This window comes from Plantactinospora soyae, from assembly GCF_014874095.1.
GTDB lineage: Bacteria > Actinomycetota > Actinomycetes > Mycobacteriales > Micromonosporaceae > Plantactinospora > Plantactinospora soyae.
Genome location: NZ_JADBEB010000001.1, coordinates 4514315 through 4540904, shown reverse-complemented (window position 1 = coordinate 4540904; position 26590 = coordinate 4514315). Strand labels below are relative to the sequence as shown.

Here is a 26590-nt window from a genome sequence, read left to right as displayed (position 1 = left end):
CGGTGCTGGTTCGACTGCGATCGCCGCGGCTCCGACTCGGCTGGACGGCAATGGTGACGGCGGTGGCGGTGGCGGTTCAGTGCCGGTCGGGCCACTCGACCACCGTGGAGCCCGGCTCGACCCGGCTCAGCACCAGCCGCCCGTCCGCGACCGACCGGTACGGCGACCGGCCCTCGGAGCGGACCCGGAGCCGCCGGACGTCGGTGATGCCGAGGGCGGCGAGTTCGAGTTCGATCCGCCCGGAGACGTTCGGCGGCAGGGCCACGCTCAGGTGACCGCCGCGCCGCCGGTCGAAGTGCACCCGGACCGGTCCCCGTACGGTCGGCACCGTCGCACGCAGCCAGCTCAGCGGTCCGGGCTGCGGTGCGATCAGCATCTCCCGGGCGCCGGGGGCCAGCGGCCGGACCCCGGCGACGAACCGGGGCACGATGTTGGCCGGTGCCGAACCCCAGGCGTGCGAGAACGTCGTGTTCGGCTTGATCGACGGGTCCCACGCCTCCATCACGATGGTGGCGCCGAGGTCGTCCATCATGTGCAGCCAGGACGACTGTTCCCGGCTGGTCAACAACGCGTGCGCGGCGTCGGCCATGCCGGCCCGGTAGAGCGCCTCCAGCAGGAACTGCGCGCCGTAGACGCTGACCCGCATACCTCCGGCTGCGAGCCGCTCCCCCAGGGCCCGGACGTGCCGCTCCTCGGCCACACCCAGGGCCAGCGGGAACGCGCTCGCATGCTGGGCCTGGTGGTCGGTGCCCAGCCCGTCGCGGTAGGCGCCGGTGGCCGGATCGAACATGGCGGCGTTGAGCGCCGTGCGCAGCCGTGCGGCCAGCTCGGCGTACCGCTGCTGGTCGGCGGTGCGGTCGAGCACCCCGGCGATCCTGGACAGCGCGTCGAAGGCCGCGTACTGCCAGGCGTTGATCACGGTGTTGATCCGGGTGAAGACGTAGCCGTCCCGGTTGCTCGCCGGCCAGTCGACCAGGTCGGCATTGCTCTGGCTGGAGCTGCCCGGGTTCTTCTCGACCAGGCCGGCCGGATTGAGCGCCTCGTCGAGCTGCCGGTCGACGAAGAGGTCGTAGTCGGCCGCGAGATTCGACGGATCACCGGTCGCCAGGTAGTCCGCCCAGGCGGTGAGGACGGTCTGCAACCGGTACTCCGCCGGCCAGGTCGGCCGCCGGGCCAGGTACGACGTCGAGTACCGGGCCAGCGCGTACGAGCGTTGGGTGGCGTACTCGGAGAGCTGGTTGATGATGGCGTCGCCCTCGTACGGCCCGCGCTCCCGGGTCGGGGTGTCCTGGTAGAGGTCCTGCCGGGTCGCCTCGATCGAGTAGCGGCACATCTCGAAGACCCGGTCCAGGTCCGGATCCGAACTGGCGAAGGCGGCGTCGTCGTCCTGCCACGGAAGTTTCAGCACCGCCGCCTCGACGGCACGGGTCAGGTCCAGCGCCGGGTCGGCGACGAGTTCGACCCAGCGGAAGGCCCGGTAGCCCCAGTGTTCGAGCTGCTGCCGCCCGTCCCGCAGCGTCCAGACCTCCCGGTACGTCTGCCCGGCCCGCAGGTTGTACCGGGCGCCGGTGTCGGTGCGTTCCTCGCCGAGTCGGACCTCCACGGTCTGCCCGGCTATGCCGACGACCGACAGCCGGATCCCGCCGACCACCTCCCGGCCCAGGTCGAAGAGCCACCGACCGGGCTCGGGCCGTTCGACCGCCGTCGGGCGCCGGTAGCTGTAGGCCATGTTCGTGACCCAGGCCGGTTCCAGCGCACGGGTGAGCGGGGCGGCCACCGCCGGCTCCCAGTCGTGGTCGTCGAAGCCGGTTCCGGTCCAGCCGACCGGCTCCCGTCGGGCGTCGATGTACTCCTGCGGCGCCTGGTAGTAGCCACCGCCGGTGGTGCCCGACGGTGGCCGCCAGCCGCCCGCCCGGCGGGACCGCCAGCCGTCGCCGGTCGCGAACACCTGCCGGGTACCGTCGGCGAACACGACGACGAGCTGGGCGAGGAAGCCGCGCTCCTGCGGCGAGTAGCAGAGCGCGGCGAGCACGTTGCGTCCGGCGCGCAGCCGGCTCGTCACGTCGTGGGTCTGGTAACGGGCCTCCCCGGCCATCGCCCGTACCGGCCCCACGCCCACGATCCGGCCGCCGAGCCAGAGCTTGTAGACGTACTGCCGGGTCGGCTCCGGTGACTGTGCGGTCGCGTGGACGAAGGCGCCGGCGATCGGCTTGTTCGGCAACACCACCTCGGTACGCAGCAGGGCCCAGTCGTTGCTCTCGCCCAGCGTCGCCAGCACCGACCGGCCCCGGTCGACGACCAGCTCACCGTCGGCGACGGTGCCACCGGTGAACACTCCCGGCCCGGCCAGAAAGTCCTCGTCGACCAGCCGGGTGCCGGCCGGATCGGTGAAGGTCGCCGATCCGAACCGCTGCGACTCGGTGCTGCCGTTGCGGAACCCGATGCTGCCGGCGGCGTACGTGCCGTCGACAGTCGTGTCGACCAGGCTCTCCCCGAGAAAGGTCCGGATGGTGGAGCCGTCGAGTTCGACCCGCAGCCGCAGCGGGGTGCCCACCGGTACGGCCACCCCGATCGGCTTGTCGGCCAGCACCGTGTAGCTGCCACCCCGCTGTACGTGGGTCCGGAGCACTCCGGGCGTACCGGCGCGCAGTTGCCAGAGGTAGTTGTTGGCGCTGTTCTGGGCCCGGAACCAGAGGCTCGCGGCGACGGCGGTGATGGTGACCGAGACCTCGAACGTGCCGTCGCCGAGCGCCACGCTGCCGTCCGGCGCCCAGATGGGCTCCGCGATCCAGGTGTTCCCGGCGGCGGTGACCACGGTCTGCGGCTCGGACCAGTGCGAGACGAGGCTCGGCGTGGCCCAGGTACGGACCCGCCAGTGGTAGAGCGAGCCGGGCCGCAGCGGTGGCCCGGCGTACGCCACGGCGGTGGATTCGGCCGAGCTGACCCGGCCGCTGTCCCAGACCACGCCGCCCCGGCTGGACAGTTCCTTGCGGGTGTGCGCGACCTGCACCTGGTACGCGTACTGCCGGGGTGCCCGGCCGAGTGCGGGCACGATCCAGCTCAGTCGTGGCCGGTCCGGGACGATTCCGAGCGGAGTGTCCAGGAGGGAGGTGAGCAGGCCGGTCGGGGCCGGTTTCCCGGCGGGCGTCGCGAGCGCCGGAGCGGCGTCGGCCACGGCTCCGACCGCGATTCCGGTGGCTGCGGAGGCGGCACCGATCGCGAGAGTGCCGCTCGCGGCGAGGAACCCTCGGCGGGAGAACGCGGTGGTGGTCTCGGCGGTCTGGTCGGCGCTGGGCTGACTCAACCCGTCCTCCTACTGAATCGTTTCAGGCAGGTTACGCCGCAGAGTGGGCCGCGTGAAGACGGTCACGATGGCCGGATCCGGCCAGGAATGCCGAAACCACCAGCGGGTTCTGGTTCCGCAGGCCCGGTGAGACGGGCGCAACTCCCCGAGCGGCCGGGTTGCGCCGGGCTACCGCAGTACGGTGAAACGGTGCCGACGAAAGACGTTCTCACCAGCGCAGATCTCACCGAACTCCGGCAGTCCGCGCTCGGCGCGGCCAACCCGCTCGGCATCGCCGCCGAGATCGCCGACGCGGTCGCCCAGGGCCGGCTCGCGGACCCGGCGGACACCGGCCGGGCGCTGACGCTGGCCGCCGAGATCGCCGAGGTCAAGGCGAAGCTCGACGCCGCGCTGCGGTACGCGGACCAGGCCGTGCAGGCGTACGGGGACAGCGGTGACACCGACGCGGGCTTCGCCCGGGCGCTGCACGCGCGGATCCTGTTCCGGCTCGGCCGGGCCGACCAGGCACTCGCCGAACTCACCGTCCTGCGTCCGCTGCTGGGCGAGCACCCCGACGCCGCCGCCTACCTCAGTGCCGCGCTCGACACGGGTGGCCGGACCGACCTCGCCGAGCAGTGGCTGACCTCGGCGGTGGAGACCGCGCTGCGGGACCGGGCCGCCCCGCCGGAGGCACCGGCCGAGTCCACCGAAACGCCGGCCGAGTCCACGCAGACGCCGGCCGAGCCGACGGCGCTGGAAGCCTCCGGAGTGCTCTTCTTCCTGCTGCAACAGCGGCACCGGGTACGGCGCGAACTCTCGCTGCCACACGACCAGAACGACAACCTGGCCGACCGGCTGGAGAACGAACTGTTCAGCAACGCCACCCAGGCCGCGACCGCCGAACCCGGTGCCGAGGCCCGGCTGTTCTGGCCACGGGACGACTTCGACGCCCTCTCCGCGCGCTGGTCCAGCCTGGCCGAGACGTACGGCCGGGACTGGGACGAGCACCGGGCCCGGGTACAGCGGGAACTCGTCCGGCAGGCCAACCTCGGGCGCATCGGGGTGGGCCCGCTGCGCGGCTCGGCCGACGGACTCGCCGACTACGGCACCCGGCAGGGCACGGATCCGGCGGAGCAGCAGAGCCGGACCGGGTACGCGGAGGAGCTGGCGACCCGCTCCGCGCAGCTTCCGTGGCCGCCGGAACGCAACGGGGCGTGCTGGTGCGGTTCGGGACTGAAGTACAAGAAGTGCTGCCTGCCGCGCGCTCGGAGCTGACCGGGCCAGTGCTCAGTGGCTGCCCGGGCCAGTGCTCAGTGGCTGCCCGGGTCAGCGCTCAGTAGCTGACCGGTCTGGCGTTCAGTCGCGGTTGCCGAAGAAGAAGTTCGCGGGAGTTTCGCCCCGGGCCGCGAGTTCCCGGTCGAACTGCCGGTGCCGTTGCGCCTCGGTCTCCGGAAAGAGCGCCGTCAACCGGGGCAGCCGGCGGGCGGCCTCGACGGGATCGTCGAAGTCCCAGCGCGGGTCGGTGAACGTCGCCGGGGTACGCCGGTCGCCGGTCACCGGCCAGGACTGCTCGCCGAGGTCGCCCTCGTCACCGGTGCGGCGTTCGTACGCGCCGTCGGCGACGGAGGTCAGGCCCTCCCAACCGGGCCACTCGACCTCCGTCCAATCTCGACACGGGCGTCCCGCCAGTCGTCGTACCCCGGGCAGCAGGGCCAACTCGTCGGGCTGACGGACGATCCGCCGGAACGTGTCCCGGCCGAGCCCGACCGCCCAGGCCCGGAAGTCGGTGAAGCCGTCGTCGGAGCAGAACGAGAGGATCCGGTGCGCGGCTCCCCACATCAGCCAGGTCATCGCCCGGGCGTCCTCCTGCGCGAGCCGGGCCTCGAAGGCGAAGATCTGGCTCACCGGAAGCCTGGACAGCCGCTCGATCAGCCACTCGGACCGCTCGTCCGGATCGGTGTGCGCGGCGGCGGATTCCTCGACCAGGGCCCAGAACTGCGCGGCGTCCATGGCTCTGCACTATCCCACGATCGAGGCGCGTGGTCACCGGCGACGGCCGACCGGAACTACCGGAGTGTCACGCCGAAACTGCGGCCGTACGCCCGCCGGGTGGCGACCTGGATCCGGGTGCCGCCGGGGATCCGGTCGACCCGGACCACGTCGTCCGCCGCGACCACCCGGAGCCGCCGGCCGCGCAGGGTCACCGAGACCGTGTCGCGCCCCATCGTCGGATCGGAGACCGCGACCGAGGTGCTGTGGTCGCGGTTCTGCCGCACCAGCACCGACGCCGGGCCGTCGATCGAGAGCCGGTCGACCTGGTACCGGCCGGACCCGAAGACGTTGGCCGCGACCAGATCCAGCCCCGAGTGCCGGATCGCCTGGATCCGGGTGCTGTTGGCCAGGACCACCACCGGCCCGTGCCGGTACGACCGCAGCCGTTGCGCCGACGCGTTCGGCACCAGCGCATACGCCAGCGCGCTGGGCGGTGCGCCGGCGGCCTGCTCGACGGCGACCGAGAAGACCTGCTTGCGCACCATGGTGTCGGGGTTGGCGGTGCGGACGACCCGGCGGCTCCGGGTGACGGTGTCGAGCAGGACGATCGGCGGGCCGCCGGCGAGAAAGACGTACCCGACCGCCGTGTTCTGACCGGCGTTGGCGTAGCGCAGCCAGGCCAGCGGGGCCGTACCGGTGCCGGTGAAGGCCCTGCCGGTCCGGAGTTCCCCGGTCAGCGAGACGGCGTCCGAGGGCTCGGCGATCCGGCTGTCCAGGGTGGTCGTCACCGCGCGGCCGGCGCTGTCACCGACTCCCGCGGCGAGCACCACGATCTCGTCGTCGAGCATGAACCACGACTTGGTCGCCTCGGCGTTACGGTAGGCGACGAAGTCGTCGGGCAGCTCACCGGCCTGCTTGGCGGCGTACCCGGCGTCGCTGGACTGGACCAGCCCGGCCGCCCCGTACGGGCCGAGGCTGGCGCCGCCGGAGTACCCGTTGGTGCCACGCGGAAAGTAGACGTACGTGTTCTGCGACTCCGACGACGAGGTGAAGCCGCGCTCCGGGTTGTCGTACCACGCGGTGCCGTAGAGCTCGGGAATCGTGTGCCGGTGCTCCACCGGTGCGGTGACGCCGGAAAGCCGGTACGGCGAGACGGCCGTGTAGTAGTCGACGCCGTACGCCTGGGTCTGGTCCTGTCCGGCGAGATAGAGGTGGTGGGCGCCGTCGCCCTGGAACCACGGCATCAGGTTCTCGCCGCTCATGTACTCGTACTTGCTGATCCGGCTGGAGCTGCGGGCGAGCGCGAAGGCGTAGCCGGGACGGCGGTGCACGGTCTTGTCCATCGCGTTGAACCCGACGTTGCGGGCGGCCGGATTGAGGTCGGCGGCCGGCACCGACGAATCGGCGAGGATGTCGGCGTACCGGGCGATGCTGACCGGCGAGACGAAGGTGGTCGGGTTGAGCGCGGCCCGGGAGGTCTGCCGGACGAACGTGACGTAGCCGGCCAGCGCCCGGGCGTCGGTGCCGGTGGCGTAACCGGACAGGTCGACGACCGCTTCGACCACGATCGCGACGTCGGCGTACCCGGTCGCGGTCCGGGACACCGCGCGACCCTTGACGATCTCCATCATCCAGCCCTCGAAGATGAGCGGGGCGAACCCGTTCACCACCCAGCCCTGGACCACGCCGACGAGGTCCGCGCCCTGGACGTAACCGGTGCCTTCGAGGATCTTGATGGTCTGCACGACCCGGGTGAGCAGATTCTTGCCGTACGAGCCGGTGTAGGCGACCGAGGCGTGCTGGATGAACGAGCCGTCGGCGTAGTAGCCGTCGGTGACCCCGTGCCGCAGGTCGTACGGGTCGATGGTGGCGAAGACGGTGAGCTGGTCGGCGAGGGCCTTGCTGATCCGGGCGTCGTCGCCGAGGACGGCACCCTGGAGGATCCGGTTCGTCGCGATGTCGGCGAGGTTGGCGCCGGTGTGGAACCGCGAGTCGAGGTCGACGTCGCCGTCTCTGCCGTTGCGCAGGTACGCGTCCATCGCCCCGACGTAGGTGCCGGGAAGGTCGGGCCGGTACGCCGCGATCTGCGCCATCAGCAGGACCAGGATCCTGGTGACGTGGTTGGAGATGCCGATCTCCCAGTTGTGCCAGTTGCCGTAGTAGCCCTTCGACTGGTCGCCGTAGTAGTTGTCGTAGAGCCAGCCGAGGCCGTCGACGACCCGTCGCGCCACCGCGTCGGGGTCGGGAAGGGTGCCGCCGGGGACCCGGGTGGCGAGGGCGATCTCGTAAAGGTACTGGAACGACGTCGTCAGGTTCGGGTCACTGGTGCCCAGCGGCACGCCCCGGAAGAGTTCGCCCGGCCCGGCGCCCTCGAGCGCGTCGAGTCGGGACCGCGCGGTCGATTCGATGGCCGCGAGCTTGGCGGCGACCTCGGGCCGGGCATTGGATTCGGCGGTACCGGCGAAGATCGCGACGGTGTTGCCGAGCAGTACGGCGTGGTCGGCGGTGGCGTCGGCGGGCACCCGGTCCGGCGGTGTCGCGGCCCTGGCCCGCAGCGGCTGGGCCACCGCCAGCAGGCCGGTCGCGGGGATCATCGACAGTACGGCGCGGCGCGAGATCTGCAAGACGGGACTCCAAGATCGATGGAGAGCGCTTGCCGCATTCAACCAACCGCACTAGCCAAGGTCAATATCCCCGCGGCCCGGCGCTGCCGGCGCCCGTTGGCCGGCGCCCGTTGGCCGGCGCCCGTTCAGTTGGTGGTGAAGAGCAGGGAGACGTTCTGCCCACCGAATCCGAACGAGTTGCAGATCGCCGCGTCGAGGTGCCGCTCGCGGGGCCCGCCGGTGACGACGTCCAGTCGGACGTCGGCGGCCTTCCGGTCGAGGTTGATGGTGGGTGGGATGACACCGCCGGTGACCGACAGCAGCGTGAGGATGCTCTCCACGGCGCCGGAGGCGCCGACCAGGTGACCGATGCTCGACTTCGGCGCGGTGAGTACGACGTCGTCACCGAGGGCCTGCTGGATGGCGACCGCCTCACCGACGTCGCCGATCACTGTGGACGTCGCGTGGCAGTTGACGTGTCCGACGTCGCGGGGTTCGAGGCCCGCGACCGAGACGGCGGTGCGGATCGCCCGGATCTGGCCGGCGCCGGTCGGGTCCGGCCCGGTGATGTGGTGGGCGTCCGAGGTGATGCCGTAGCCGGCCAGCCGCCCGAGGATCCGGGCACCCCGTCCGGCCGCGAAGTCCGCCCGCTCCAGGATCATGATCCCGGCTCCCTCGCCGAGGACGAAGCCGTCCCGGTCGACGTCGAACGGTCGCGACGCCCGTTCGGGGTCGTCGTTGCGCTTCGACAGCGTGCGAGCCTGGGCGAATCCGGCGATGGTCAGCGGCGCGATCGCGGCCTCCGCACCACCGGCGATGACGACGTCGGCCTCACCGGACCGGATCAGCCGGGCGGCCAGCGCCAACGCCTCGGCTCCGGAGGCACAGGCGGAGACCGGGGTGTAGACGCCGGCACGGGCGCCGTACTCCAGGCTGACCCAGGCGGCCGGCCCGTTCGGCATCAGCATCGGAACGGTGAGCGGGGAGATCCGCCGCGGGCCCTTCTCCTCCAGCAGGTCGTCCTGGCCGAGCAGGGTGTTGACGCCACCGATCCCGGTGCCGACCACCACGGCGAGGCGCACCGGATCGACCTCCGGGCTGCCGGCGTCGGCCCAGGCCTGCCGGGCGGCGACCAGGGCGGCCTGCTGACAGCGGTCCATCCGGCGAGCCTGGACGCGCGGCAGCACCCCGTCGGGCGAGACGGCCATCGGCGCGGCGATCTTCGTCGGCAGGTCGTCGGCGTGCGCGAAGGAGGCCATCAGGTCGTCGATCCGGCGTACGCCGGAGCGCCCGGCGAGCATGCCCTGCCAGAGGGAGTCGACATCGCCACCGAGCGGTGTGGTGGCGCCGAGTCCGGTGACGACCACGTCACGGCCGCTCATGCCCTCTCCTCGCTACGCTCGTCGACGCCATGAGCCTGGAAACTGAGCCAGCTGATTCGCTCGCAGCGCTCGCTCATGACCTCTCCCCGCTGCGCTCGCTCACGCTGTCCCCTTCTCGTCGGTGTGCCGGCTTGTCCTCAGTTAGTTGTATCGCATACAACTAGAGGATGTCCACCAGCCAACCGCCGAGAGCCCGTGGTCGGCGTACCCGGTCGCAGATCCTCGAACAGGCCACGGTGCTCTTCGCCGAACGCGGCTTCGACGCCGTCAGCGTGGCCGAGATCGCCACCGCCGCCGGAGCACATCCGCACCAGATCACCTACTACTTCGGGTCCAAGGACGCGTTGTTCGTACACGCGGCGTTCGCGCTGCTGCTCCGCGAGGCCGAACGACTGGAGCCGGTCGGTCGGCGCCGCCACACGCCGGAGTCGTTCCGGTCCGCGTTGGCGCGTACCGCGCTGGCCCTGCCGGCGGTGCCGATCGCCGTACAGGCGATGTCGATCACGCGACGCCGGCCCGAGCTGCGCCCGGTGGCGGAGCAGAACCTCGCCCTGCTGTTCCGCAAGGCGAAGCAGTACCTCACCGCTATCCTCGACCGCCGGGACTGGGTCATCGACCGTCCCGCCGACGTCGAGGCCCGGACCTTCTGGAGTACCGTCCTCGGGGCGCGGCTGATCTCGGAATCGGGGTTCGGCGGCCGCTCCGACGACATCGACCTCGCCGGGGTGCTCACCGTCCGGGCCAGGACCGATACCTGAACGCCGTCGGCGTCGACCGGCGATCGTCCTCGAAGAACCGGTCCGTCCCCGGAACGGCGGACTTGCGGAACGGCCGAACGCGGAACGGCGGAACGGCCGACTTGCGGAACGGCGGAACGGTGTCCGGGCAGCGGCCTGTGGCGGCGGGACGGAACGGCGGAGCCTTGCGCGACCGCCGGCCGGTGGCGTCAGCGCGCAGCGGCGGGCGGGGGTTCCGGCACCAGGACCGGCGGCGTCGTCAGCGGCGGCCGGGTCGGCCCCCGCAGCACCCGCAGCGCCATCCTCGGACGCATCAGTGCCGCCGGAGGCCGGACCAGGTACAGCACGTCGGTCAACGTCCGGTTCACGTAGGGGTCCCGGTTCGCCACGTCGGCGGTCCGGGCCAGGTACCAGTGCGAGAACCGGGTTCGCCGGGCCAGCCGGACCCCGTTGGTCGCATACCGCAGGTCCGCGCCGGTGGCGATCGTCCAGGCCGCCGCGCCGGTCTCGGCGACCACGGCCTGCGCGGCCCGACCGAATCTGCCCGGATGGGTACGGAGGTGCTCGGCGAGCAGCGCGGCGGTCTGCGCGGCGACGCTCATCCCCTGGCCGTAGACCGGGTTGAAGGCACAGGCGGCGTCCCCGACCACGAGGAAGCCGTCCGGCCAGCGGGCCATGGTCTCGTAGTGCCGCCGGCTGTTGGCGGTCCACCGGAAGCCGTGGATCGGCGAATCCGGCACGGCATCCCGGATCGCCTCGTAGAGCACCGGACTGCGCAACTCGCGGGCGAACGCCAGGAATCCGACCTCGTCGGTCGCCGGCGCCTCGTCACCCAGCCCACCGAGGGTGACCATCCAACGGTCGTTCTCGATCGGATACAGCACGCCGCCCCGGGAGGTCTGCGGCGGGTTCGGCATCAACAGGATGTGCTTCCAGCTGTCGGCCACCCCGCCGGGCAGGACGTACCGCCGGCTGGCGTAACCCAGTCCGGCGTCGATCCGGCTCTCCTCCGGGCGGCCGTAGCCCAGCGCCGCCAGCCAGTCCGGGGTACGGGAACCGTGCCCGCTGGCGTCGACCACCAGGTCGGCGTCGAGCCGCTCGACCCCGTCGGTACCACCGCGCGGGCGCAGCACCACTCCCGCGACCGAACGCCCGTCCTCCCCCGGCAGCAGTCCGACCGCCTCGTGCGCGGTCAGGAACCGAACTCGCTCGTCGGCCAGCAACCGCCGCCGGATGGTCCAGTCGATCAGCTCCCGACTGGCACCGATCAGACCGTGGGTCGCGGGAAACCGCTCCCGCCAACTGGTGGCGCTCAGGTACAGGACGTCCGTCGGCGCCGACACCGACACCGCGCCGGACAGGCGCAGTTCCGCCATCAGCCCGGGAAAGAGCCGGTCGAGGGCGCGCTGCCCCGAGGTGAGCAGGAGATGCAGGTGGTGTGCCTGGGGAACGCCGGCCCGCACCCGCGGGCCGTCCGGAAACCGGTCCCGTTCGACCACGGTCACCCGCTCCACGTGGTCGAGCAGGGTACGCGCGATGCAGAGACCGGCGAGGCTGCCACCGATGACGACGGCGTGACGGGGTACGGAGGCAGAGGCAGACATGTCTCCATCCTTACCGACCTGGCTGGCTACCGGCCGACTCCAACACACCCCGTGTCGGCTTCCTTACTCAACGCGTCTGACCCCGGCGGCGGGGCAGGACATCGATCAAAGTGGCAACGTCGATCACAACGGCAGCCTCATTCGAGGTGGAAGGGCATCATTCGAGGTGGAAGGTGGCGGAGCCCTGGTCGGTGCCGCTCACCGCCTCGACGTAGAGCAGCCCGGCGCGGTGCCGGACGTACCGGCCGGCGGAGTTCTGCGATTCCAGGGAGATGCCGGCGCTGCTGGCCAGTCCGGCCCGGCGCAGGAAGCTGGCGTCGGCACGGAACTGCACGGAGTTGTCGTTCCGCTCCACGTAGACCTCGAAGTTGCGGTGTCGCAGGTAGTAGCCGGGGAAGTTGGTCGACTCCAGGGAGACCGAGCCGGAGCCGGCCAGCCCGGCGACGATCCGGAACTGGGAGTCGGCCAGCGGGGCCACGTTGGCCTCCAGCCGCCCCCGGTAGTCGTAGTGCCGCAGGTAGCTGCTGGTGAGATCGTGCGAACGCAGCCGTACCGGGGTCGCGCCGTCCGGCACCGGGACACCGAAGTTCGGGGTGCCGTCCGCGTTCCAGTACAGCTTCTGGATCCGGGTCCGCCGGTTCGGATCGTTCAACGGATCGCCACTGATGTCCCGGTAGTTACGGTCGTGGTAGACCAGGATGTCACTCTGGCCGTCCTCGGAGACGGTGAACGAGTTGTGTCCGGGGCCGTACTGGCCGGTCGCGGCGTTGCTGACGAACACCGGGGTCGCGCTCTTCGTCCAGGAGGCGGGGTTGAGCAGGTTCGCCGTCGCGGCGGCGGAGAGCAGCCCCAGGCAGTAGTTCGCGTCCGTCGCGCTCGCCGAGTACGTCAGGAAGATCCGCCCGTTCCGCTGGATCACCGACGGCCCCTCGGCCACCCGGTAGCCCCGGGTCTCCCAGTCGTACGTCGGCACGGTCAGCCGGGTCACCGTGCCGGTGATGGTCCACGGGTTGCTGCCCATCCGGGCGAGATAGAGGTTCGAGTTGGTGGAGACGCCCGGCTCCTGCTGTGCCCAGGTCAGGTAGCGCACCCCGTTCGCGACGAAGGTCGAGGCGTCCAGGGCGAAGGTGTCCCACGGGGTGCTGATCCGACCGCGTTCGGTCCACGATCCGGTGAGCGGGTTGGCGCTGGAGTTCTCCAGGGCGTACATCCGGATCCGCCAGACGTCGTCGGCGCGGCCTGCGGCGAAGTAGACGTACCAGCGGTTGTCGATGAAGTGGATCTCCGGGGCCCAGATGTGCGCGCCCATCTCGCCGCTGGTGTGCCGGCGCCAGATCGTCGTCTCGGCGGCGGTGGAGAGCCCCTGCAGCGTGGTGGCGCGGCGGAGCACGATCCGGTCGTACTGCGGCACGGTGGCGGTCAGGTAGTAGTAGCCGTCGGTGTGTTTGAAGATGTGCGGGTCGGCCCGCTGGTTGACCAGCGGGTTGGTGTAGTTCACCGCCGGCGCGGCCTGGGTCGGCAGGGCCGGCAGCAGGCCGGCCAGCACGGCGAACACCGCCGTCGCGGCCGCGACCACCGGCCTGGTCACCCGTCGGGTACGGTCGCCCGGCCCGCGCGGTCCGGCGGGGGCGGGAAGCGGGTCGGGACGGCGCATGGTCATCTCTCCTCCACGACTGGCGGGCCGGCGATCGGCATCAGTAGCCGACCTGGAAGGTGGCGTCCTGCCGGTCGCTGGCGGCCGAACCGCTCGACAGGGGATCGATCCGCAGTACGTAGTTCGAGTGCCGGAGGTAGCGGTCGGGGAAGTTGTGCGACCGGAACGAGGTCCACGCCGAGTCGGCCAGTCCGGCCGTACGGTGGAACGTGGCGTCCCCGGCGAACGCGGCCGAACCGTCGTTCGCCGCCAGCACCATCGCGTAGCCGGAGTGCCGCAGGTACTGGCTCGGGAAGTTGACCGACTGGAACGACACCCCGGCCGAGTCGGCGAGGCCGGGAACCAGCCGCCACTGCGCGTCGGCGAACGGGTCGAACGGGTACGGGTCGATCCGCCCGACGTTGCCGCTGTGCCGGATCAACTGGTCGGGGAAGTTGTAGGACCTGATCCGGTTCCAGTTCGGCGCACCCCACCGGGAGAGCAGGTTCGTCCGCTCGGTGGCGGTGATCGGGATGATGGTCGGGTGCTTGGCGTTCAGCGGCTGGGTGTACTGGGCCTTGTTCAGCGGTGACCAGCTGTCGGCATTGACGTTGCCGCTGCGCCAGGCGTACAGCTCGCCGTTGTTCGGGGAGAAGGAGTCGCCCCAGAGGAACCACTCGTTCCGGTCGTTGGCCTTGACCACGATCGGCGCCTCGATGCCGCCGTTGACCACCCCGGCGGTGTACGTCCCCCGGTCGAAGCTGCGCGGGTTCAGGCTGGTCGACCGGGCGCCGTACAACCGTCCGTCGCCCATGTGCTTGTAGTACAGGTAGTTGGTGCCGTTGTTGATGTGCATGGTGGCGTCCAGCACGTTGAATCCGGGGTCGAAGAAGAGCTGTGCCGAACCGACCGTCTGGAAGTCGCTGGTGTAGTTGACGTAGAAGACGTCCCGGGTGCCGTTGTAGGCCGAGTAGATGATCCCGTACTGGCCACGGCCGGCGTCCCAGAACGCTTCCGGCGCCCAGGTGTGGGTCGCCATCGTGTGCATCCGCAGTCGTCGGTACCCGGTGAAGCTGCGCAGGTCGGGCGAGTCCCAGGCGTGGATGTACTGGTTCTGCTGGGTGAAGTCGGTGCCGTTGAGATCGGTGGCGATGACCGTGAACGTGCCGTCCTGCCGGCGCACGATGTACGGGTCACGCAGGCCCCGGGTGCCGGCGGTGGGGGTCACCACCGGGTTGTTCTGGTTCAGCGGCGTCCAGTTCAGCCCGTCGGAGCTGACCGCCAGGTGCAGTCCGTAGTTGTTCGCCACCCGGCCCGGCGACTCGGTGAAGTAGCCCATCACGTAGCCGGCGTAGGGCTCCGCCGCCGAGGCGGTCGACGGTACGGACAGCACGGCCGCGCAACTCCCGGCCAGCAGCAGGGCGCCCAGCGCCGCCGGCAGTGCTCTGCGCCGTATCGACACCATGACCGGATCCCTCTCGTCGACGCCGTGGGACGTACCTCTGTTACCTCGGTGTTACGGGGGATAGTGTTACCGCTAACATCGATGAGAGTCAAGGCCTCGCGGCCATCCCAGGAAAGCGGATTCCTCCTTGACATCGATGAGTGTTAGCGCGAACATCATCGATACGTCCGGGCGGAATGTCACCTTACGACGCCGGCTGAGCGCCGGTACCCGGGTCCTGCGGAGCCCCCGCCGGCACCGCCCCCGACGCCGGCGACCGGAGCGCACCCACCGCGCAGGGCGCTCCACATCACCGCACGCAGGGCGCGCTCCACATCACCCGCACGCAGGGCGCTCCACCACCGACAGACCAGTACGCCAACCTGCGGAACTTCCCGGCGTCCGGCGCCGGACCGGACGGGTCCCGAAGCGACGGCCGGCGACACCGCCGCCGGACGGGACCGGATCGGGCGGCCGGCACGACGCCGCCGGACCGGACGGCCACGGCGCGATCGTCGCGGACCGGTCGGGGCGGCGCGACCGCCGCCGGAGTTCCGCGGTTCGGCGCCGTCCTCGCACCCGAGGCGGACCGACGGAAGGAAGGCCATGGAAGCCTCAGCTTCCCCACAACCAGCCGGGCGGGGCCGACCCCGGCTCATCCGCCCCGCCGCCGTACTTGCGGTCGCCGCGATGCTCGTCGTCGCCGCGATCGCCCTACCGACGCGCTCGGCCTCGGCCGCGACCGTCGACACCAACGCCTGGTACGTGCTCGTGTCCCGGCACAGCGGCAAGGCGCTCGAGGTGTACGACCGGTCCACCGCCGACGGTGGCCGGATCGTCCAGTGGGCCCGCAACGACGGCGCCTGGCAGCAGTGGCAGTTCGTCGACTCCGGCGGCGGCTACTACCGGCTCCGGTCCCGGAACAGCGGCAAGGTCGTCGACATCCGGGACTCCTCCAACGCCGACGGCGCCGAGATCATCCAGTGGGCCGACCAGGGCGGCACCGACCAGCAGTTCCGGCTCGCCGATTCGGACGGCGGCCACGTCCGGCTGATCAACCGGCAGAGCAGCAAGGCCCTGGACGTCTGGGAGTGGTCCACCGCCGACGGCGGCCGAATCAGCCAGTACGCCGACCAGGGCGGCGCCAACCAGCAGTGGCAACTGGTCCGGGTCGGCTCCGTCGGTGGCGGGGACCCGACCACGCCACCGGGCCCGACCGCCAACCCGACCCCGAGTACGACCCCCGGCGTGCCGCCGGCCGCGTACCCGAGCCCGCAGCGGGTGGCCGGCGATGTCGGCGTACACGATCCGACCATCGTCCGGCGCCCGAGCGGCGGCGGCTACCTGCTCGCGCACACCGGCGACAACGTCGCGTTGAAGACCTCGACCGACCGGGTGACGTTCCGCAACGCCGGAGCGGTCTTCCCGGGCGGCGCACCGTGGACCACCCCCTACACCGGCGGCAGCCGCAACCTCTGGGCGCCGGACATCTCGTTCCACAACAACCAGTACTACCTGTACTACTCGGCCTCGACGTTCGGTTCCAACCGCTCGGCGATCTTCCTGGCCACCAGCTCGTCCGGGAACTCCGGATCGTGGACCGACCGGGGGCTGGTGATCGAGTCCCAGAGCTCGGACAACTTCAACGCCATCGACCCCGCGCTGGTCGTGGACGACCAGGGCCGCTGGTGGCTGAGCTTCGGCTCGTTCTGGTCCGGACTCAAGATGGTCGCCCTCGACCCGGCCACCGGCAAGCGCTCGGACAGCACCGTCCGGAGCATCGCCGGCCGTAACGGCGGCGCGATCGAGGCGCCGACGGTCTTCAAACGCGGCAACTACTACTACCTGTACGTCTCCTTCGACCGCTGCTGCCAGGGCGCGTCCAGCACGTACCGGGTGATGGTGGGCCGCTCCACCAGCGTGACCGGTCCGTTCGTCGACCGGAACGGCACCGCGTTGACCTCGGGCGGCGGCACCCAGGTCCTCGCCTCACACGGCAGCATCCACGGCCCCGGCCACCAGACGGTGCTGCCGGACACCAGCGGGGACGCCCTCGTCTACCACTACTACGCGAACAACGGCGCGTCGCTGCTCGGCATCAACCAGATCGGCTACGACTCGGCCGGTTGGCCCTTCGTCTACTGACCCCGACCCCACGGGAGACCGCCCCGTTCCCCGAAAGAGCTCCGACCCGTCCCCGAAACGTAGGGAGTACCCCATGACACCGACCCGGGAGAGCCGGCCCGACCGGACCCGCTGGCGAGGTTGGCGAGCCGGGCTCGCCGTCGGCGTCGCCACCGTGGTCGTCGCCGCCGGCGTGCTGGTCGCCGGCCCGACGGCCAACGCGGCGACCGCCGATCCGAACGTCTACTACGTGCTGGTCAACCGGAACAGCAGCAAGGCCCTCGACGTCTACAACCTGGCCACCACCGACGGCGCGCCGATCAACCAGTACGCCCGCAACGACGGCGCCTGGCAGCAGTGGCGGTTCCTCGACGCCGGCGGCGGCTACTATCGGGTGCAGTCCCGGCACAGCGGCAAGGTCCTCGAACTGCCCAACTCCAACGACGGCGTGCAGTTGGTGCAGAACGCCGACAACGGCAGCACCCGCCAGCACTTCCGGCTGGCCGACTCGGCCGACGGCTACGTACGGCTGGTCAACCGGAGCAGCGGCAAGGCGCTCGACGTCTGGGAGTGGTCCACCGCCGACGGTGCGATGGTCTCGCAGTACCAGGACCTCGGCGGCGCCAACCAGCAGTGGCAGATGATCAATGTGGGCTCGGTCGGCGGTACCCCGACCCCCACCGCCCCCGGCGGCTCCGGCACCTTCACCAACCCGATCAAACGCAACGGGCCGGATCCATGGCTCCAGCAGCACAACGGGTACTACTACCTGGCGACGACCACCTGGAACTCCACGATCACCATGCGCCGGTCGCAGACCCTCGCCGGTCTGGCCAGCGCCCCCGACCAGGTGGTCTTCAACCTCTCCGGGCGGGCGAACGGCTGCTGCAACATGTGGGCACCGGAGTTTCACCTGATCAACGGCCCGAACGGCCAACGGTGGTACATGTACTACGTCGCCGGGCAGAACGTCAGCGACTTCAATCCGACCCAGCGGTTGCACGTACTGGAGAGTGCCGGCACCGACCCGATGGGGCCGTACACCTTCAAGGCCGACCTGGGCAGTGACTGGCAGCTCGACGCCAGCGTGCTGCGGGTGAACAACAGCCTCTATCTTCTGGGCACCTACAACGCCGGCGGCAGCTACGGCCAGAGTCTGTTCATCACCCCGATGAGCAATCCCTGGACCCTGAGCGGATCCCGGGTCCGGCTGACCTCGCCCACGCTGAGCTGGGAGCGGCAGACCCATCCGGTCGCGGAGGGGCCCGAGCCGCTCTACCGGAACGGCCGGACGATGATCGTCTACTCCGCGAGTGCCTGCTGGGGACCGGACTACAAGCTCGGCCTGCTCACCCTCACCGGCAGCAATCCGCTGACCGCGTCATCCTGGACGAAGAGCCCGAACCCGGTGTTCCAGCGCAGCGACGCCAACAGCGTCTTCGCGCCGGGCCACAACGGCTTCTTCAAGTCCCCGGACGGGACCGAGGACTGGATCGTCTACCACGGCAACGAGTCGGCCGGTGGCGGTTGCGACATGAACCGCTCGACCCGGGCCCAGAAGTTCACCTGGAACAGCGACGGTACGCCGAACTTCGGCGCCCCGGTCCGGCTCGGCGTCGCACTTACCGCCCCCTCCGGCGAGTAGCCCGCCGATCCCCCCGGTTAGGAAGGGCCCCTTCTTCTACAAAAAGCGATAGGAAGGGGCCCTTCCTTACACCTCAACCTCGACGGACGCGGTGCCGGGGCTGTTGAGCTGGAAGGTGGTGGTTCGGCCGGCGGCGGTCAGCTCGTACTCGCCGAGGAAGGCGGTGAACCGGAGCTGGCCCCGGTCGTCGGTGCGGTAGGTGGTCGGCGGGAGCCACCAGTCGCCCTTGACGAGTGCGTGCAGTGCCTCGTACGACGGCTTCGGCGTGCCGTCGGTACGGACGAATCCGCCGGGCGCCCCCAGCCAGCCGCCGTCCGCGATCCCCCAGTACGTCATCGCCCGTACCGAGGGATGCGACAGCAGGGTGCGGTAGTGCCGGACGATCTCGTCGGCCTGCCGCTCCTCCCCCTCCGGTGTGCTCGGCCACTCTGAAACCTGGTAGTCGTTCAGGTCCTCGATCCCGGCCGGCATGAGCTGACCGGAGAGGATGGTGGTCTCGGTGAAGTGGATCGGCAGGCCGTACCGGGAGAACCGGTCGAGGACGGCGAGCGTCTTCTCCTCGCCCCAGTAGCCCTGGTGCATGTGGCTCTGCAACCCGAGCGCGTCGATGGTGATCCCCGCCTCGAGCACGCCCTCGATCAGGCACTCGTACGCGGCGGACATGTCGAAGTCGTTGAGCAGCAGCGTGGCCTGTGGGTTGGCCTCCCGCGCCGCGTCGAAGACCATCCGGATCATCGGGATCCGGCCCATCTCCCGGCAGATCCGGGTGAGGCCGTTGTCGTACTTGTCGAAGATCGGCATGATCACGACCTCGTTGATGACGTCCCACATGTCGATCAGGCCGGCGAAGTCGGCCGACTCCCGGCGGATCCGCGCGGTCTGCGCCTCGACGATCTCCGGATTGGACAGTTCGGTGAGCCACTCGGCGCTCACCGTGTGCCAGGCCAGCGGATGGCCCTTGACCACGCAGCCCCGGTCGGCGAACCACCGCGCCGTCTCGCGCAACCGCGCGGTGTCCGGCCGCCCCCGGGTCGGCTCGAAGCGGCCCCAGTAGAAGGGCAGCGTCGCGAAGTTGAACAGGTCGAGCCAGCGCTCGGCCAACCGCTCGACCGGCCCCGCCTCGGCCTCGCCCAGTGATCCGGGCCCGCCACCGGGACCGGTCGCCGGCTCCGCCGGAAGTTCGCCGTTGGCCAGCGGGATGAACTCGAACCCGGTGCAGCCGAAGAGGAATTCGTGGTTGCGCTGGGCGACCACCATCTCGCGGCCGGCCGCCGGTACGCCGTTCTCGGTGACGGTCAACGTGACGTCCGCGCTGCGGTGCCGCCTGATCTGCGGTTCGGGGTCGAACGGCATCGAAGCATCCTCCAGCGGTCGGGGCCAGCGGCACGGAAGAGCCACCGTACGACGGGGTGTGCGGTGCCCCCGGGCGGTCGCGGTGGATCTGGCGTTGAGCGGTCGCATCGGCGACGTGAACGGTTAAGCAAGTGCAAATGCACGTGCATTTGCACTTGCGCGCCACTCTCCGAACCCAGATGATTGCCCTATGTCTAGCGTGCGGCGCCGCCACCCGGTCTCGAACGACTGTTGTGGACCGGGAAGCCGCCCTCCCGGCCACGGCGGGCCGGCAACGTCGGTGGCCGTGGTCCTGCTCGGGATCGAACTGCTGCTGGTGGGACTCTCCATCGGGGCGGCCCTGCTCGACCAGTCGGCCGTCGCCATCATGGCGGGCACCGCGGCCATCACCCTGGCCGGCGAGATCGTGCGCCGGCTCCTGACGACCCCGCCGGGGGAACCCGCCAACCCCGGCGACATGGAAACCGCCGGACCGACCCGGCCGACGGAACCCCTCGGTTGACCGGTCGGGGACGCCGCCGAGCCGGGGGCGGGTCCGGCGGGCCACCTCCGAACAGGCACGATAGGCGCATGCGCCTGGTGTCGTTGCTGCCGTCCGCGACGGAGATCGTCTACGCCCTCGGGCTCGGGAACGATCTCGTGGGCGTGACCTTCGAGTGCGACGAGCCGCCGTCCGCCCGTACCGACAAGGCCGTCGTGGTGGGCGGTCGGGACACCCGGGGCATGACGCCGGGCGAGATCGACGGCTACGTGAAGGAGCAACTCGCGGCAGGTGCCGACCTGTACACCCTGCACGCCGACGCGCTGGCCGGTCTCGCGCCGGAGCTGATCCTGACCCAGGACCTGTGCCGGGTCTGCGCCCTGCCGTCGGACCACGTCGAGAACGCCCTCGACTACCTCGGCTGCCGGGCGGACGTGCTGTCCCTCGACCCGTACACGTTGGACGAGGTCCTCGACACCATCGTCGCGGTCGGTGACCGGACCGGCGTACCCGATCGGGCCGAGCGGCTGGTCGCCGATCTCCGGTCCCGGCTCGCGGCGGTCGCCTCGGCCGTCCGGGACCGGCCACGGCCCCGGGTCGCGGTCGTGGAGTGGGTCGAGCCGCCCTTCACCGCCGGGCACTGGGTACCCGATCTGGTCCGGGCCGCCGGCGGCGAGCCGGTGGCCGCTCGACCGGGTGCCAGGTCGGTGGAGACCACCTGGCAGGAGTTCACCGACGCCGCGCCGGACCTCGTCCTCGTCACGCCGTGCGGCTTCCACCTCGACGGCGCGGCCGGACAGGCCCGGATCGTCGCGGAGCGGCTTCCGGGTGTCCCGGTGTGGGCGGTCGACGCGGACGGCCTGGTGGTACGTCCCGGCCCCCGCCTCGTCGACGGGGTCGAGGCGATCGCCGCCATCCTGCACCCGGGTGCCGTGCCGGAGCCACCCGTCGGGGCGATCGCCCGGGTCGCCTGACCCGGCCGGCACGGCGGCGGGGCGGCTCGGCAGCGGGGCGTCACGGTGGCGGCGCGGCGGGCGGCGGGGCGTCACGGTGACGGCGCGGCGGGCGGCGGGGCGTCACGGTGACGGCGCGGCGGCGGGCCGGCACGGCGTCGCGGCGGCGGGGCTGCACGGTGGCGGGGCGGCCGGGCTGCACGGTGGCGGGGCGGCCGGGCTGCACGGTGGCGGGGCGGCCGGGCCGGAGGCGAACGCGGCATACATTCACGTCTATGAATTGACCGGGAACTTGTCGACCCGGTGGAGCGACTGATCCTGCAGACGGTCGAGTCTCGACCGTCCGCGCCCGCTGCGCCACCGCCTTGACAGGGAGCCAACTGTGTCCATGACGCCATCCGACGTGTCGATCGGGGTTGCCCCGGACGCTCCGCCCGAACCGGCCCGGCCCCCGGCGGCCGCGCCCCGACGGTCGTGGTCACCCATCCCGTTGATCACCCGGCTGCACTTCTACGCCGGAATCCTCGTCGCCCCGTTCCTGGCCGTGGCCGCGCTGAGCGGCCTCGCGTTCGTGTTCACCCCGCAACTCGACTCGCTGGTCTACCGGAACGAGTTGCGGGTGGCGCAGGTCGGCGACCAGGCGAACCCGGTGTCCGCGCAGGTGGCGGCGGCGGTCGCCGCACATCCGGACGGCACCCTGGCCTCGGTCCTGCCGGCCGCCACCCCGGACGCCACCACCCGGGTCGTCTTCAACCTGCCGGAGCTGGGCGACCGGCAACACACCGTCTACGTGGATCCGTACACCCTGCGGATCCGGGGCACCCTCGTCACCTGGTTCGGCGAGACCCCGCTGATGACCTGGATCGACGACCTGCACCGCAACCTGCACCTCGGCGCCGTCGGCCGGGTCTACTCCGAGGTCGCCGCGAGTTGGCTGTGGGTACTGGTGCTCGGCGGCCTCACCCTGTGGCTGCACCGGCAGTGGACCGTACGCCGCCGCACCCGTCGGCTCCTGCTGCCGGACCTCACCGCCCGGGGCGTACGGCGGACCCGGGGTTGGCACGCCTCTCTCGGGGTGTGGCTCGCGATCGGCCTGATCTTCCTGTCCGCGACCGGGCTGACCTGGTCGCGCTGGGCCGGCGCGAACTTCAGCACCGCGCTGTCCGCCCTCCAGGCGCACAGCCCGACCCTGGACACCACGCTGCCGGGCGCACCGCCGTCCCCGACCACCGGTGGCGGACACCACGGGGGCGCGGTCGGAACGGGCGACGCAGTGGACGTCACGGCCGTCGACGCGGTGCTCCGGCACGCCGGGGCGGCCGGGATCACCGGGCCGGTCGACATCACCGTGCCCACCGGGGCCGGGCAGGGCTGGCTGGTCGCCGAGGACGACCGCTCGTGGCCGGTACGCCTGGACCGGATCGTGGTCGACCCGGCCACCGGCGTGGTCGCCCGGAGCGACTTCGCGGACTGGCCACTGCTCTCGCAGCTGTCCAAGCTCGGCGTGCAGGCCCACATGGGATACCTGTTCGGCATCGTCAACCAGATCCTGCTGGCCGCACTCGCCGTCGGCCTGCTCTGCGTGATCGTCTGGGGCTACCGGATGTGGTGGCAGCGGCGCCCGGTCCGGGCCGACCGGCGTGCTCCGGTCGGTGTCCCACCGGCCCGCGGCGGATGGCGACTGCTGCGGTGGCCGCTCCTGCTCGTCGGCGTGCTGTCCACCATCGCGGTCGGGGTGGCGCTGCCGGTACTCGGTGCCACCCTGCTCGGCTTCCTCGCCGTCGACCTGGTCGTCACCGCCGTACGCCGCCGGACCGGGCGTTCCACCCCGGGCACACCGGCTGCGGGAAGCCGTGAGGGCGAGCCCGTCTCGGGTTGACCGCGGTAAATGCTGCGTATGGAGTGAATGTCGCCCACATTGCGTCCACTTCGGTCCGGATGCCACCGCTTTGATTGACAGCCCGAAGATCGGCGGGTATCAAGGTGACACGTTTTCCCGGACAAGATCTCCAACCTGAACCGCCAGGGAGGAACCAGTGACCGATTCGGCTTTGGGGCACGCCGTGAACAGGCGTGCCGCCCTGAGACTGGGTGTGGGGCTCGGCGCGGGAACGTTCCTCGCAGGGTGCGGTGTGCAGACCGGCGGCGGTGACGGTGAGGGCGGCTCGGCGTACCCGCAACGATCGGTCGAGCTGATCGTGCCGTTCGCGCCGGGCGGCAGCACCGACCTCATCGCCCGGACGCTCGGCAAGGCGATCGAGAAGCCGCTCGGCCACTCGATGGTGATCGTCAACCGGGACGGCGCGGCCGCCGCCGTCGGCACCAAGGAGGTGGCCGCCGCCCAGGGCGACGGCTACACGATCGGCTTCCCGCCGAGTTCGCTGTTCACGCTCACTCCACAGTTGGTCAGGAACGCCGACACGGTCTCGCTCGACGACCTGGGTGTGGTCATCGGGCTGACGGTCGAGAACATCGTCCTCGTCGCGCACAAGGACTCCCCGTTCAAGACCCTCGACGACGTGATCGCGCTCAAGAACAGCGGGCGGCGGATCACGTACGGGCACTCGGGCGTCGGCACCGGGGCGTACTTCGCGCAGACCGCCTTCTACAAGCTCGCCGGCATCAACGCCACCGACGTCCCGTTCGGCGGGGGCGGGCCGGCGGTCACCGCCGTACTCGGCAAGCAGGTGGACATCGGCGCATCCCAGCCGGCCGAGTCGATGCGGCTGGTGGAGTCCGGGGAACTGCGCTGGCTCGGGGTGTTCAGCCAGCAGCGCAGCCCGTCCTTGCCGGACCTGCCGACCGCGAAGGAGAAGGGCTTCGACCTCACCGTCGACCAGGCGCGGTTCATCGCCGGACCAAAGTCGATCTCCGCCGACGCGGTGACCGCGCTACAGAAGGCGTTCCGCGAGGCGGTCAAGGACCCGGAGTACGAGGCCTTCCTGAAGAAGAACTTCATCGACCAGTTCGAGGTCGAGGGCAGCGAGGTGGCCAGCAAGATCAAGGGTGACTTCGACCGGTACAAACTGCTGATCGACCGGTTCGGACTCCAACCGAAATGAGTCGGGCGGAAACCGACGAGGAGCCGTTGCCGGCCCTGCCGGAGGCGATGCCGACCGACATCCCGCCCGCCGGGCCGCTGGGGCAACTCGTTGCCGCCGTGGTGCCGATAGCGCTGGGGCTCGCCTGCCTGGCGTACTCGGTCTCGCTCTCGCTCGGCACGCCGGTGGAGGCCGGACCGGGTCTGTGGCCGGCGCTGGCCAGTCTGCTGCTGGTCGGCGCCGGTTCGTGGACGCTGATCTTCGAGCGCGGGGCGCGGGACGCCGAACAGTTCAGCCGGGGCGCGATCGGGATCGCCGTGGGCCTCGCCGGCCTGGTCGTCTTCGTCCTGTTGATCACCCGGATCGGCTTCGAGATACCGACCCTGCTGGTCATGGTGCTCTGGCTGAAGGTACTCGGCCGGGAGTCCTGGCTGGTCACCGCCGCCGTCAGCGCCTCCACCACCCTGGTGCTCTATTTGCTGTTCATCACCGGCCTGGGTGTCCCGTTACCGAGATTGGCGTTCTGAGTGGACTATTTCGACCCCGTCCTCTCCGGCTTCGGGGTGGTGTTCACCCCGGTCAATCTGCTGTACGTCCTCGCCGGTGTCGTGATCGGAATGGTGATCGGCGTCCTGCCGGGCCTCGGACCGGTCGCGACGATCGCCCTGCTGCTGCCGATCACGTACGAGATCCCGGCCGAATCGGCGATCATCCTCCTCGCCGGCATCTACTACGGCGCGATGTACGGCGGCACGATCACCTCGGTCCTGCTGCGGCTGCCCGGCGAGGCGGCCACCGTCATCACCACCATCGACGGGTACCAGATGGCGCGGCAGGGCCGGGCCGGTTCGGCGCTCGGCATCGCCGCCATCGGATCGTTCATCGGCGGCACGGTCAGCATCATCGGGCTGACCCTGATCGCCCCACTGCTGGCCCGGTTCTCGCTCGGGTTCGGGCCGCCGGAGAACGCCGTACTGGCCGCGATGGGGATCCTGCTGGTCGCCACCCTCGGCACGGTGTCGACCGCGAAGAGCCTGGCCGCCGCCGCGCTCGGCCTGCTGCTCGCCGCGATGGGGCCGGATCCGCTGTTCGCCTCGCCACGGTTCACGTTCGGCAGCATCAACCTGGCCGACGGCGTCGACTTCGTCGCCCTCGCGATGGGTCTGTTCGGGCTCGGCGAGATCCTGTACCACCTCGAACACCGGGCCCGGAACAAGCTGCCGAAGCCGACGGTCAGCAACGTGTGGCCGTCCCGCGCGGACTGGCGGCAGTCGCGCGGAGCGGTGGGCCGGGGCTCGGTGGTCGGTTTCGTCATCGGCCTGCTGCCCGGCGGCGGCGGTGTGCTGTCGTCGATGGCGGCGTACGGCCTGGAGAAGCGCCGCAGCAAGACGCCGGAACGTTTCGGCCGGGGCGCCATCGAGGGTGTGGCGGCGCCGGAGAGCGCGAACAACGCGGCGGCGACGTCGTCGTTCATTCCGCTGCTGACGCTGGGCATCCCGACCAATCCGGTGATGGCGCTGATCTTCGGCGCGCTGCTGCTCCAGGGGATCCCGCCCGGCCCCCGCCTGATCAACGAGAATCCCGAGGTCTTCTGGGGCGTTGTCGACTCGATGTACATCGGCAACATATTCCTGCTGATCCTCAGCGTTCCGCTGGTGGGCGTCTTCGTCCGGCTCGTGTCGGTACGCGACAGCATCCTCGCCCCGATCGTGGTGATGGTGACGATGCTCGGCGTCTACACCGTCAACAACAGCACCTTCGACATGCTGTTGGTGATCTTCTTCGGTGTGGTCGGGTACCTGATGAAGAAGACCGGCTTCGAACCCGGCCCGATGGTGCTGGCGTTCGTCCTCGGCAGCCTCCTGGAGACCGCGTTCCGGCAGTCGATGCGGATCTTCGATGGTGACCCGACCGGCTTCGTCACCCGCCCGATCTCCGGAACGCTGTTCGTGGCGACCGTGCTGGCCCTGCTCGCACCCGTCGGATTCCGGCTGCTCCGGCGGCGTCGGGCCCTGGCCGCGGAAGCCGGCCGGCCGGCCGGCACCACCGGGACCGAGCCCCGGACCGACGCCACCGAGGACCAGCCCAGCGCCAACGCCACCGAGGACAGGTCCAGCGCCACCCCCGCCGGGAACGGATCCCGGACCGACACCGCCGAAGGCGGGGACCCAGCCGGTACGCCCGACGCGGACGGCCGGGCCCCGGACGGTCGGGAACGGGTGCCGCCACCACCGGTCGACTGACGCCATCGTGGCGGCACCGCCGATCCGTCGCGGACGCCCACTCGCCCGGAGCACACCGTCGTCGACGCTGCC

At 70.9% G+C, this 26590-nt stretch carries 19 protein-coding genes; 11 read left to right on the top strand and 8 right to left on the bottom strand.

The genetic code is table 11. The features are described 5' to 3' along the window. Positions 1-76 precede the first annotated feature (76 nt). A complete protein-coding gene (locus tag H4W31_RS20225; RefSeq protein ID WP_192768094.1) occupies positions 77-3304 on the bottom strand; it encodes a family 78 glycoside hydrolase catalytic domain in 3228 nt (1075 codons plus the stop codon). A 189-nt stretch (positions 3305-3493) separates the two neighbouring features. On the opposite strand from H4W31_RS20225, the gene H4W31_RS20220 reads away from it, so the two are divergent. After that, a complete protein-coding gene (locus H4W31_RS20220) occupies positions 3494-4558 on the top strand; it encodes an SEC-C domain-containing protein (protein ID WP_264084075.1) in 1065 nt (354 codons plus the stop codon). A gap of 81 nt (positions 4559-4639) precedes the next feature. Here H4W31_RS20220 and H4W31_RS20215 read toward each other — a convergent pair whose 3' ends face one another. The 3 genes from H4W31_RS20215 to H4W31_RS20205 all read right to left on the bottom strand — a co-directional run bounded on the left by H4W31_RS20215 (position 4640) and on the right by H4W31_RS20205 (position 9260). Next, positions 4640-5293: a DUF4240 domain-containing protein gene (locus H4W31_RS20215; protein ID WP_192768092.1), complete on the bottom strand. Its 654-nt coding sequence runs from the start codon at positions 5291-5293 to the stop codon at positions 4640-4642. Between the two features lie 56 nt (positions 5294-5349). Next, the gene (locus tag H4W31_RS20210; protein WP_192768091.1) at positions 5350-7899 is read right to left on the bottom strand and encodes a polysaccharide lyase family 8 super-sandwich domain-containing protein; all 2550 of its coding nucleotides are present in this window, start codon (positions 7897-7899) and stop codon (positions 5350-5352) included. A 125-nt stretch (positions 7900-8024) separates the two neighbouring features. After that, complete coding sequence (locus H4W31_RS20205) at positions 8025-9260, bottom strand: beta-ketoacyl-[acyl-carrier-protein] synthase family protein (protein WP_192768090.1); 1236 nt, start codon at positions 9258-9260, stop codon at positions 8025-8027. Positions 9261-9427: 167 nt separating this feature from the next. Here H4W31_RS20205 and H4W31_RS20200 point away from each other — a divergent pair, with 167 nt between their 5' ends. After that, complete coding sequence (locus H4W31_RS20200) at positions 9428-10018, top strand: TetR/AcrR family transcriptional regulator C-terminal domain-containing protein (protein ID WP_192768089.1); 591 nt, start codon at positions 9428-9430, stop codon at positions 10016-10018. A gap of 188 nt (positions 10019-10206) precedes the next feature. On the opposite strand, the gene H4W31_RS20195 is transcribed toward H4W31_RS20200, so the two are convergent. From H4W31_RS20195 to H4W31_RS20185, 3 genes are all read right to left on the bottom strand, one after another. Beyond that, positions 10207-11601: an NAD(P)/FAD-dependent oxidoreductase gene (locus tag H4W31_RS20195; RefSeq protein WP_192768088.1), complete on the bottom strand. Its 1395-nt coding sequence runs from the start codon at positions 11599-11601 to the stop codon at positions 10207-10209. A gap of 157 nt (positions 11602-11758) precedes the next feature. Next, positions 11759-13261, bottom strand: a complete 1503-nt coding sequence (locus H4W31_RS20190; RefSeq protein WP_225945607.1) for a family 43 glycosylhydrolase — start codon at positions 13259-13261, stop codon at positions 11759-11761. Positions 13262-13295: 34 nt separating this feature from the next. Next, a complete protein-coding gene (locus tag H4W31_RS20185) occupies positions 13296-14699 on the bottom strand; it encodes a glycoside hydrolase family 43 protein (protein WP_192768087.1) in 1404 nt (467 codons plus the stop codon). 585 nt (positions 14700-15284) lie between these two features. On the opposite strand from H4W31_RS20185, the gene H4W31_RS20180 reads away from it, so the two are divergent. Together H4W31_RS20180 and H4W31_RS20175 are read left to right on the top strand one after the other, a co-directional pair. Next, entirely contained in the window at positions 15285-16823 is a 1539-nt protein-coding gene (locus tag H4W31_RS20180; protein ID WP_404825602.1) for a family 43 glycosylhydrolase, read from the top strand. A gap of 73 nt (positions 16824-16896) precedes the next feature. Next, positions 16897-18447, top strand: coding sequence for a family 43 glycosylhydrolase (locus H4W31_RS20175; RefSeq protein ID WP_192768086.1), 1551 nt, complete (start codon positions 16897-16899; stop codon positions 18445-18447). A gap of 66 nt (positions 18448-18513) precedes the next feature. Here the strand turns inward: H4W31_RS20175 and H4W31_RS20170 are convergent, their stop codons facing one another. Beyond that, a complete protein-coding gene (locus H4W31_RS20170; RefSeq protein WP_192768085.1) occupies positions 18514-19800 on the bottom strand; it encodes an endo-1,4-beta-xylanase in 1287 nt (428 codons plus the stop codon). A gap of 286 nt (positions 19801-20086) precedes the next feature. Here H4W31_RS20170 and H4W31_RS20165 point away from each other — a divergent pair, with 286 nt between their 5' ends. The 7 genes from H4W31_RS20165 (at position 20087) to H4W31_RS20135 (ending at position 26518) form a co-directional block, all read left to right on the top strand. After that, on the top strand, positions 20087-20302 hold the full coding sequence (locus tag H4W31_RS20165; RefSeq protein WP_192768084.1) for a hypothetical protein: 216 nt from the start codon (positions 20087-20089) through the stop codon (positions 20300-20302). 68 nt (positions 20303-20370) lie between these two features. Next, positions 20371-21255, top strand: a complete 885-nt coding sequence (locus tag H4W31_RS20160) for an ABC transporter substrate-binding protein (protein ID WP_192768083.1) — start codon at positions 20371-20373, stop codon at positions 21253-21255. Positions 21256-21331: 76 nt separating this feature from the next. Beyond that, positions 21332-21550: a hypothetical protein gene (locus tag H4W31_RS20155; protein WP_192768082.1), complete on the top strand. Its 219-nt coding sequence runs from the start codon at positions 21332-21334 to the stop codon at positions 21548-21550. A 72-nt stretch (positions 21551-21622) separates the two neighbouring features. After that, positions 21623-23113 carry a PepSY-associated TM helix domain-containing protein gene (locus H4W31_RS20150; RefSeq protein WP_192772237.1) on the top strand — a complete coding sequence of 497 codons (1491 nt, stop codon included), beginning with the start codon at positions 21623-21625 and terminating at the stop codon, positions 23111-23113. 157 nt (positions 23114-23270) lie between these two features. After that, on the top strand, positions 23271-24296 hold the full coding sequence (locus H4W31_RS20145) for a tripartite tricarboxylate transporter substrate binding protein (protein ID WP_192768081.1): 1026 nt from the start codon (positions 23271-23273) through the stop codon (positions 24294-24296). Further along, on the top strand, positions 24293-24802 hold the full coding sequence (locus H4W31_RS20140) for a tripartite tricarboxylate transporter TctB family protein (protein ID WP_192768080.1): 510 nt from the start codon (positions 24293-24295) through the stop codon (positions 24800-24802). The genes H4W31_RS20145 and H4W31_RS20140 overlap by 4 nt, the downstream gene beginning before the upstream one ends. Then, a complete protein-coding gene (locus tag H4W31_RS20135) occupies positions 24803-26518 on the top strand; it encodes a tripartite tricarboxylate transporter permease (protein ID WP_192768079.1) in 1716 nt (571 codons plus the stop codon). It abuts the gene before it with no gap. Positions 26519-26590: the final 72 nt, after the last annotated feature.

Coding starts and splice junctions, on each gene's coding strand:
- H4W31_RS20215 (WP_192768092.1), bottom strand. CDS start 5,293: ATGGACGCCGCGCAGTTCTGGGCCCTGGTCGAGGAATCCGCCGCCGCG.
- H4W31_RS20175 (WP_192768086.1), top strand. CDS start 16,897: ATGACACCGACCCGGGAGAGCCGGCCCGACCGGACCCGCTGGCGAGGT.
- H4W31_RS20170 (WP_192768085.1), bottom strand. CDS start 19,800: ATGCCGTTCGACCCCGAACCGCAGATCAGGCGGCACCGCAGCGCGGAC.
- H4W31_RS20150 (WP_192772237.1), top strand. CDS start 21,623: ATGACGCCATCCGACGTGTCGATCGGGGTTGCCCCGGACGCTCCGCCC.
- H4W31_RS20140 (WP_192768080.1), top strand. CDS start 24,293: ATGAGTCGGGCGGAAACCGACGAGGAGCCGTTGCCGGCCCTGCCGGAG.
- H4W31_RS20185 (WP_192768087.1), bottom strand. CDS start 14,699: ATGGTGTCGATACGGCGCAGAGCACTGCCGGCGGCGCTGGGCGCCCTG.
- H4W31_RS20205 (WP_192768090.1), bottom strand. CDS start 9,260: ATGAGCGGCCGTGACGTGGTCGTCACCGGACTCGGCGCCACCACACCG.
- H4W31_RS20200 (WP_192768089.1), top strand. CDS start 9,428: ATGTCCACCAGCCAACCGCCGAGAGCCCGTGGTCGGCGTACCCGGTCG.
- H4W31_RS20190 (WP_225945607.1), bottom strand. CDS start 13,261: ATGACCATGCGCCGTCCCGACCCGCTTCCCGCCCCCGCCGGACCGCGC.
- H4W31_RS20195 (WP_192768088.1), bottom strand. CDS start 11,601: ATGTCTGCCTCTGCCTCCGTACCCCGTCACGCCGTCGTCATCGGTGGC.
- H4W31_RS20160 (WP_192768083.1), top strand. CDS start 20,371: ATGCGCCTGGTGTCGTTGCTGCCGTCCGCGACGGAGATCGTCTACGCC.
- H4W31_RS20180 (WP_404825602.1), top strand. CDS start 15,285: ATGGAAGCCTCAGCTTCCCCACAACCAGCCGGGCGGGGCCGACCCCGG.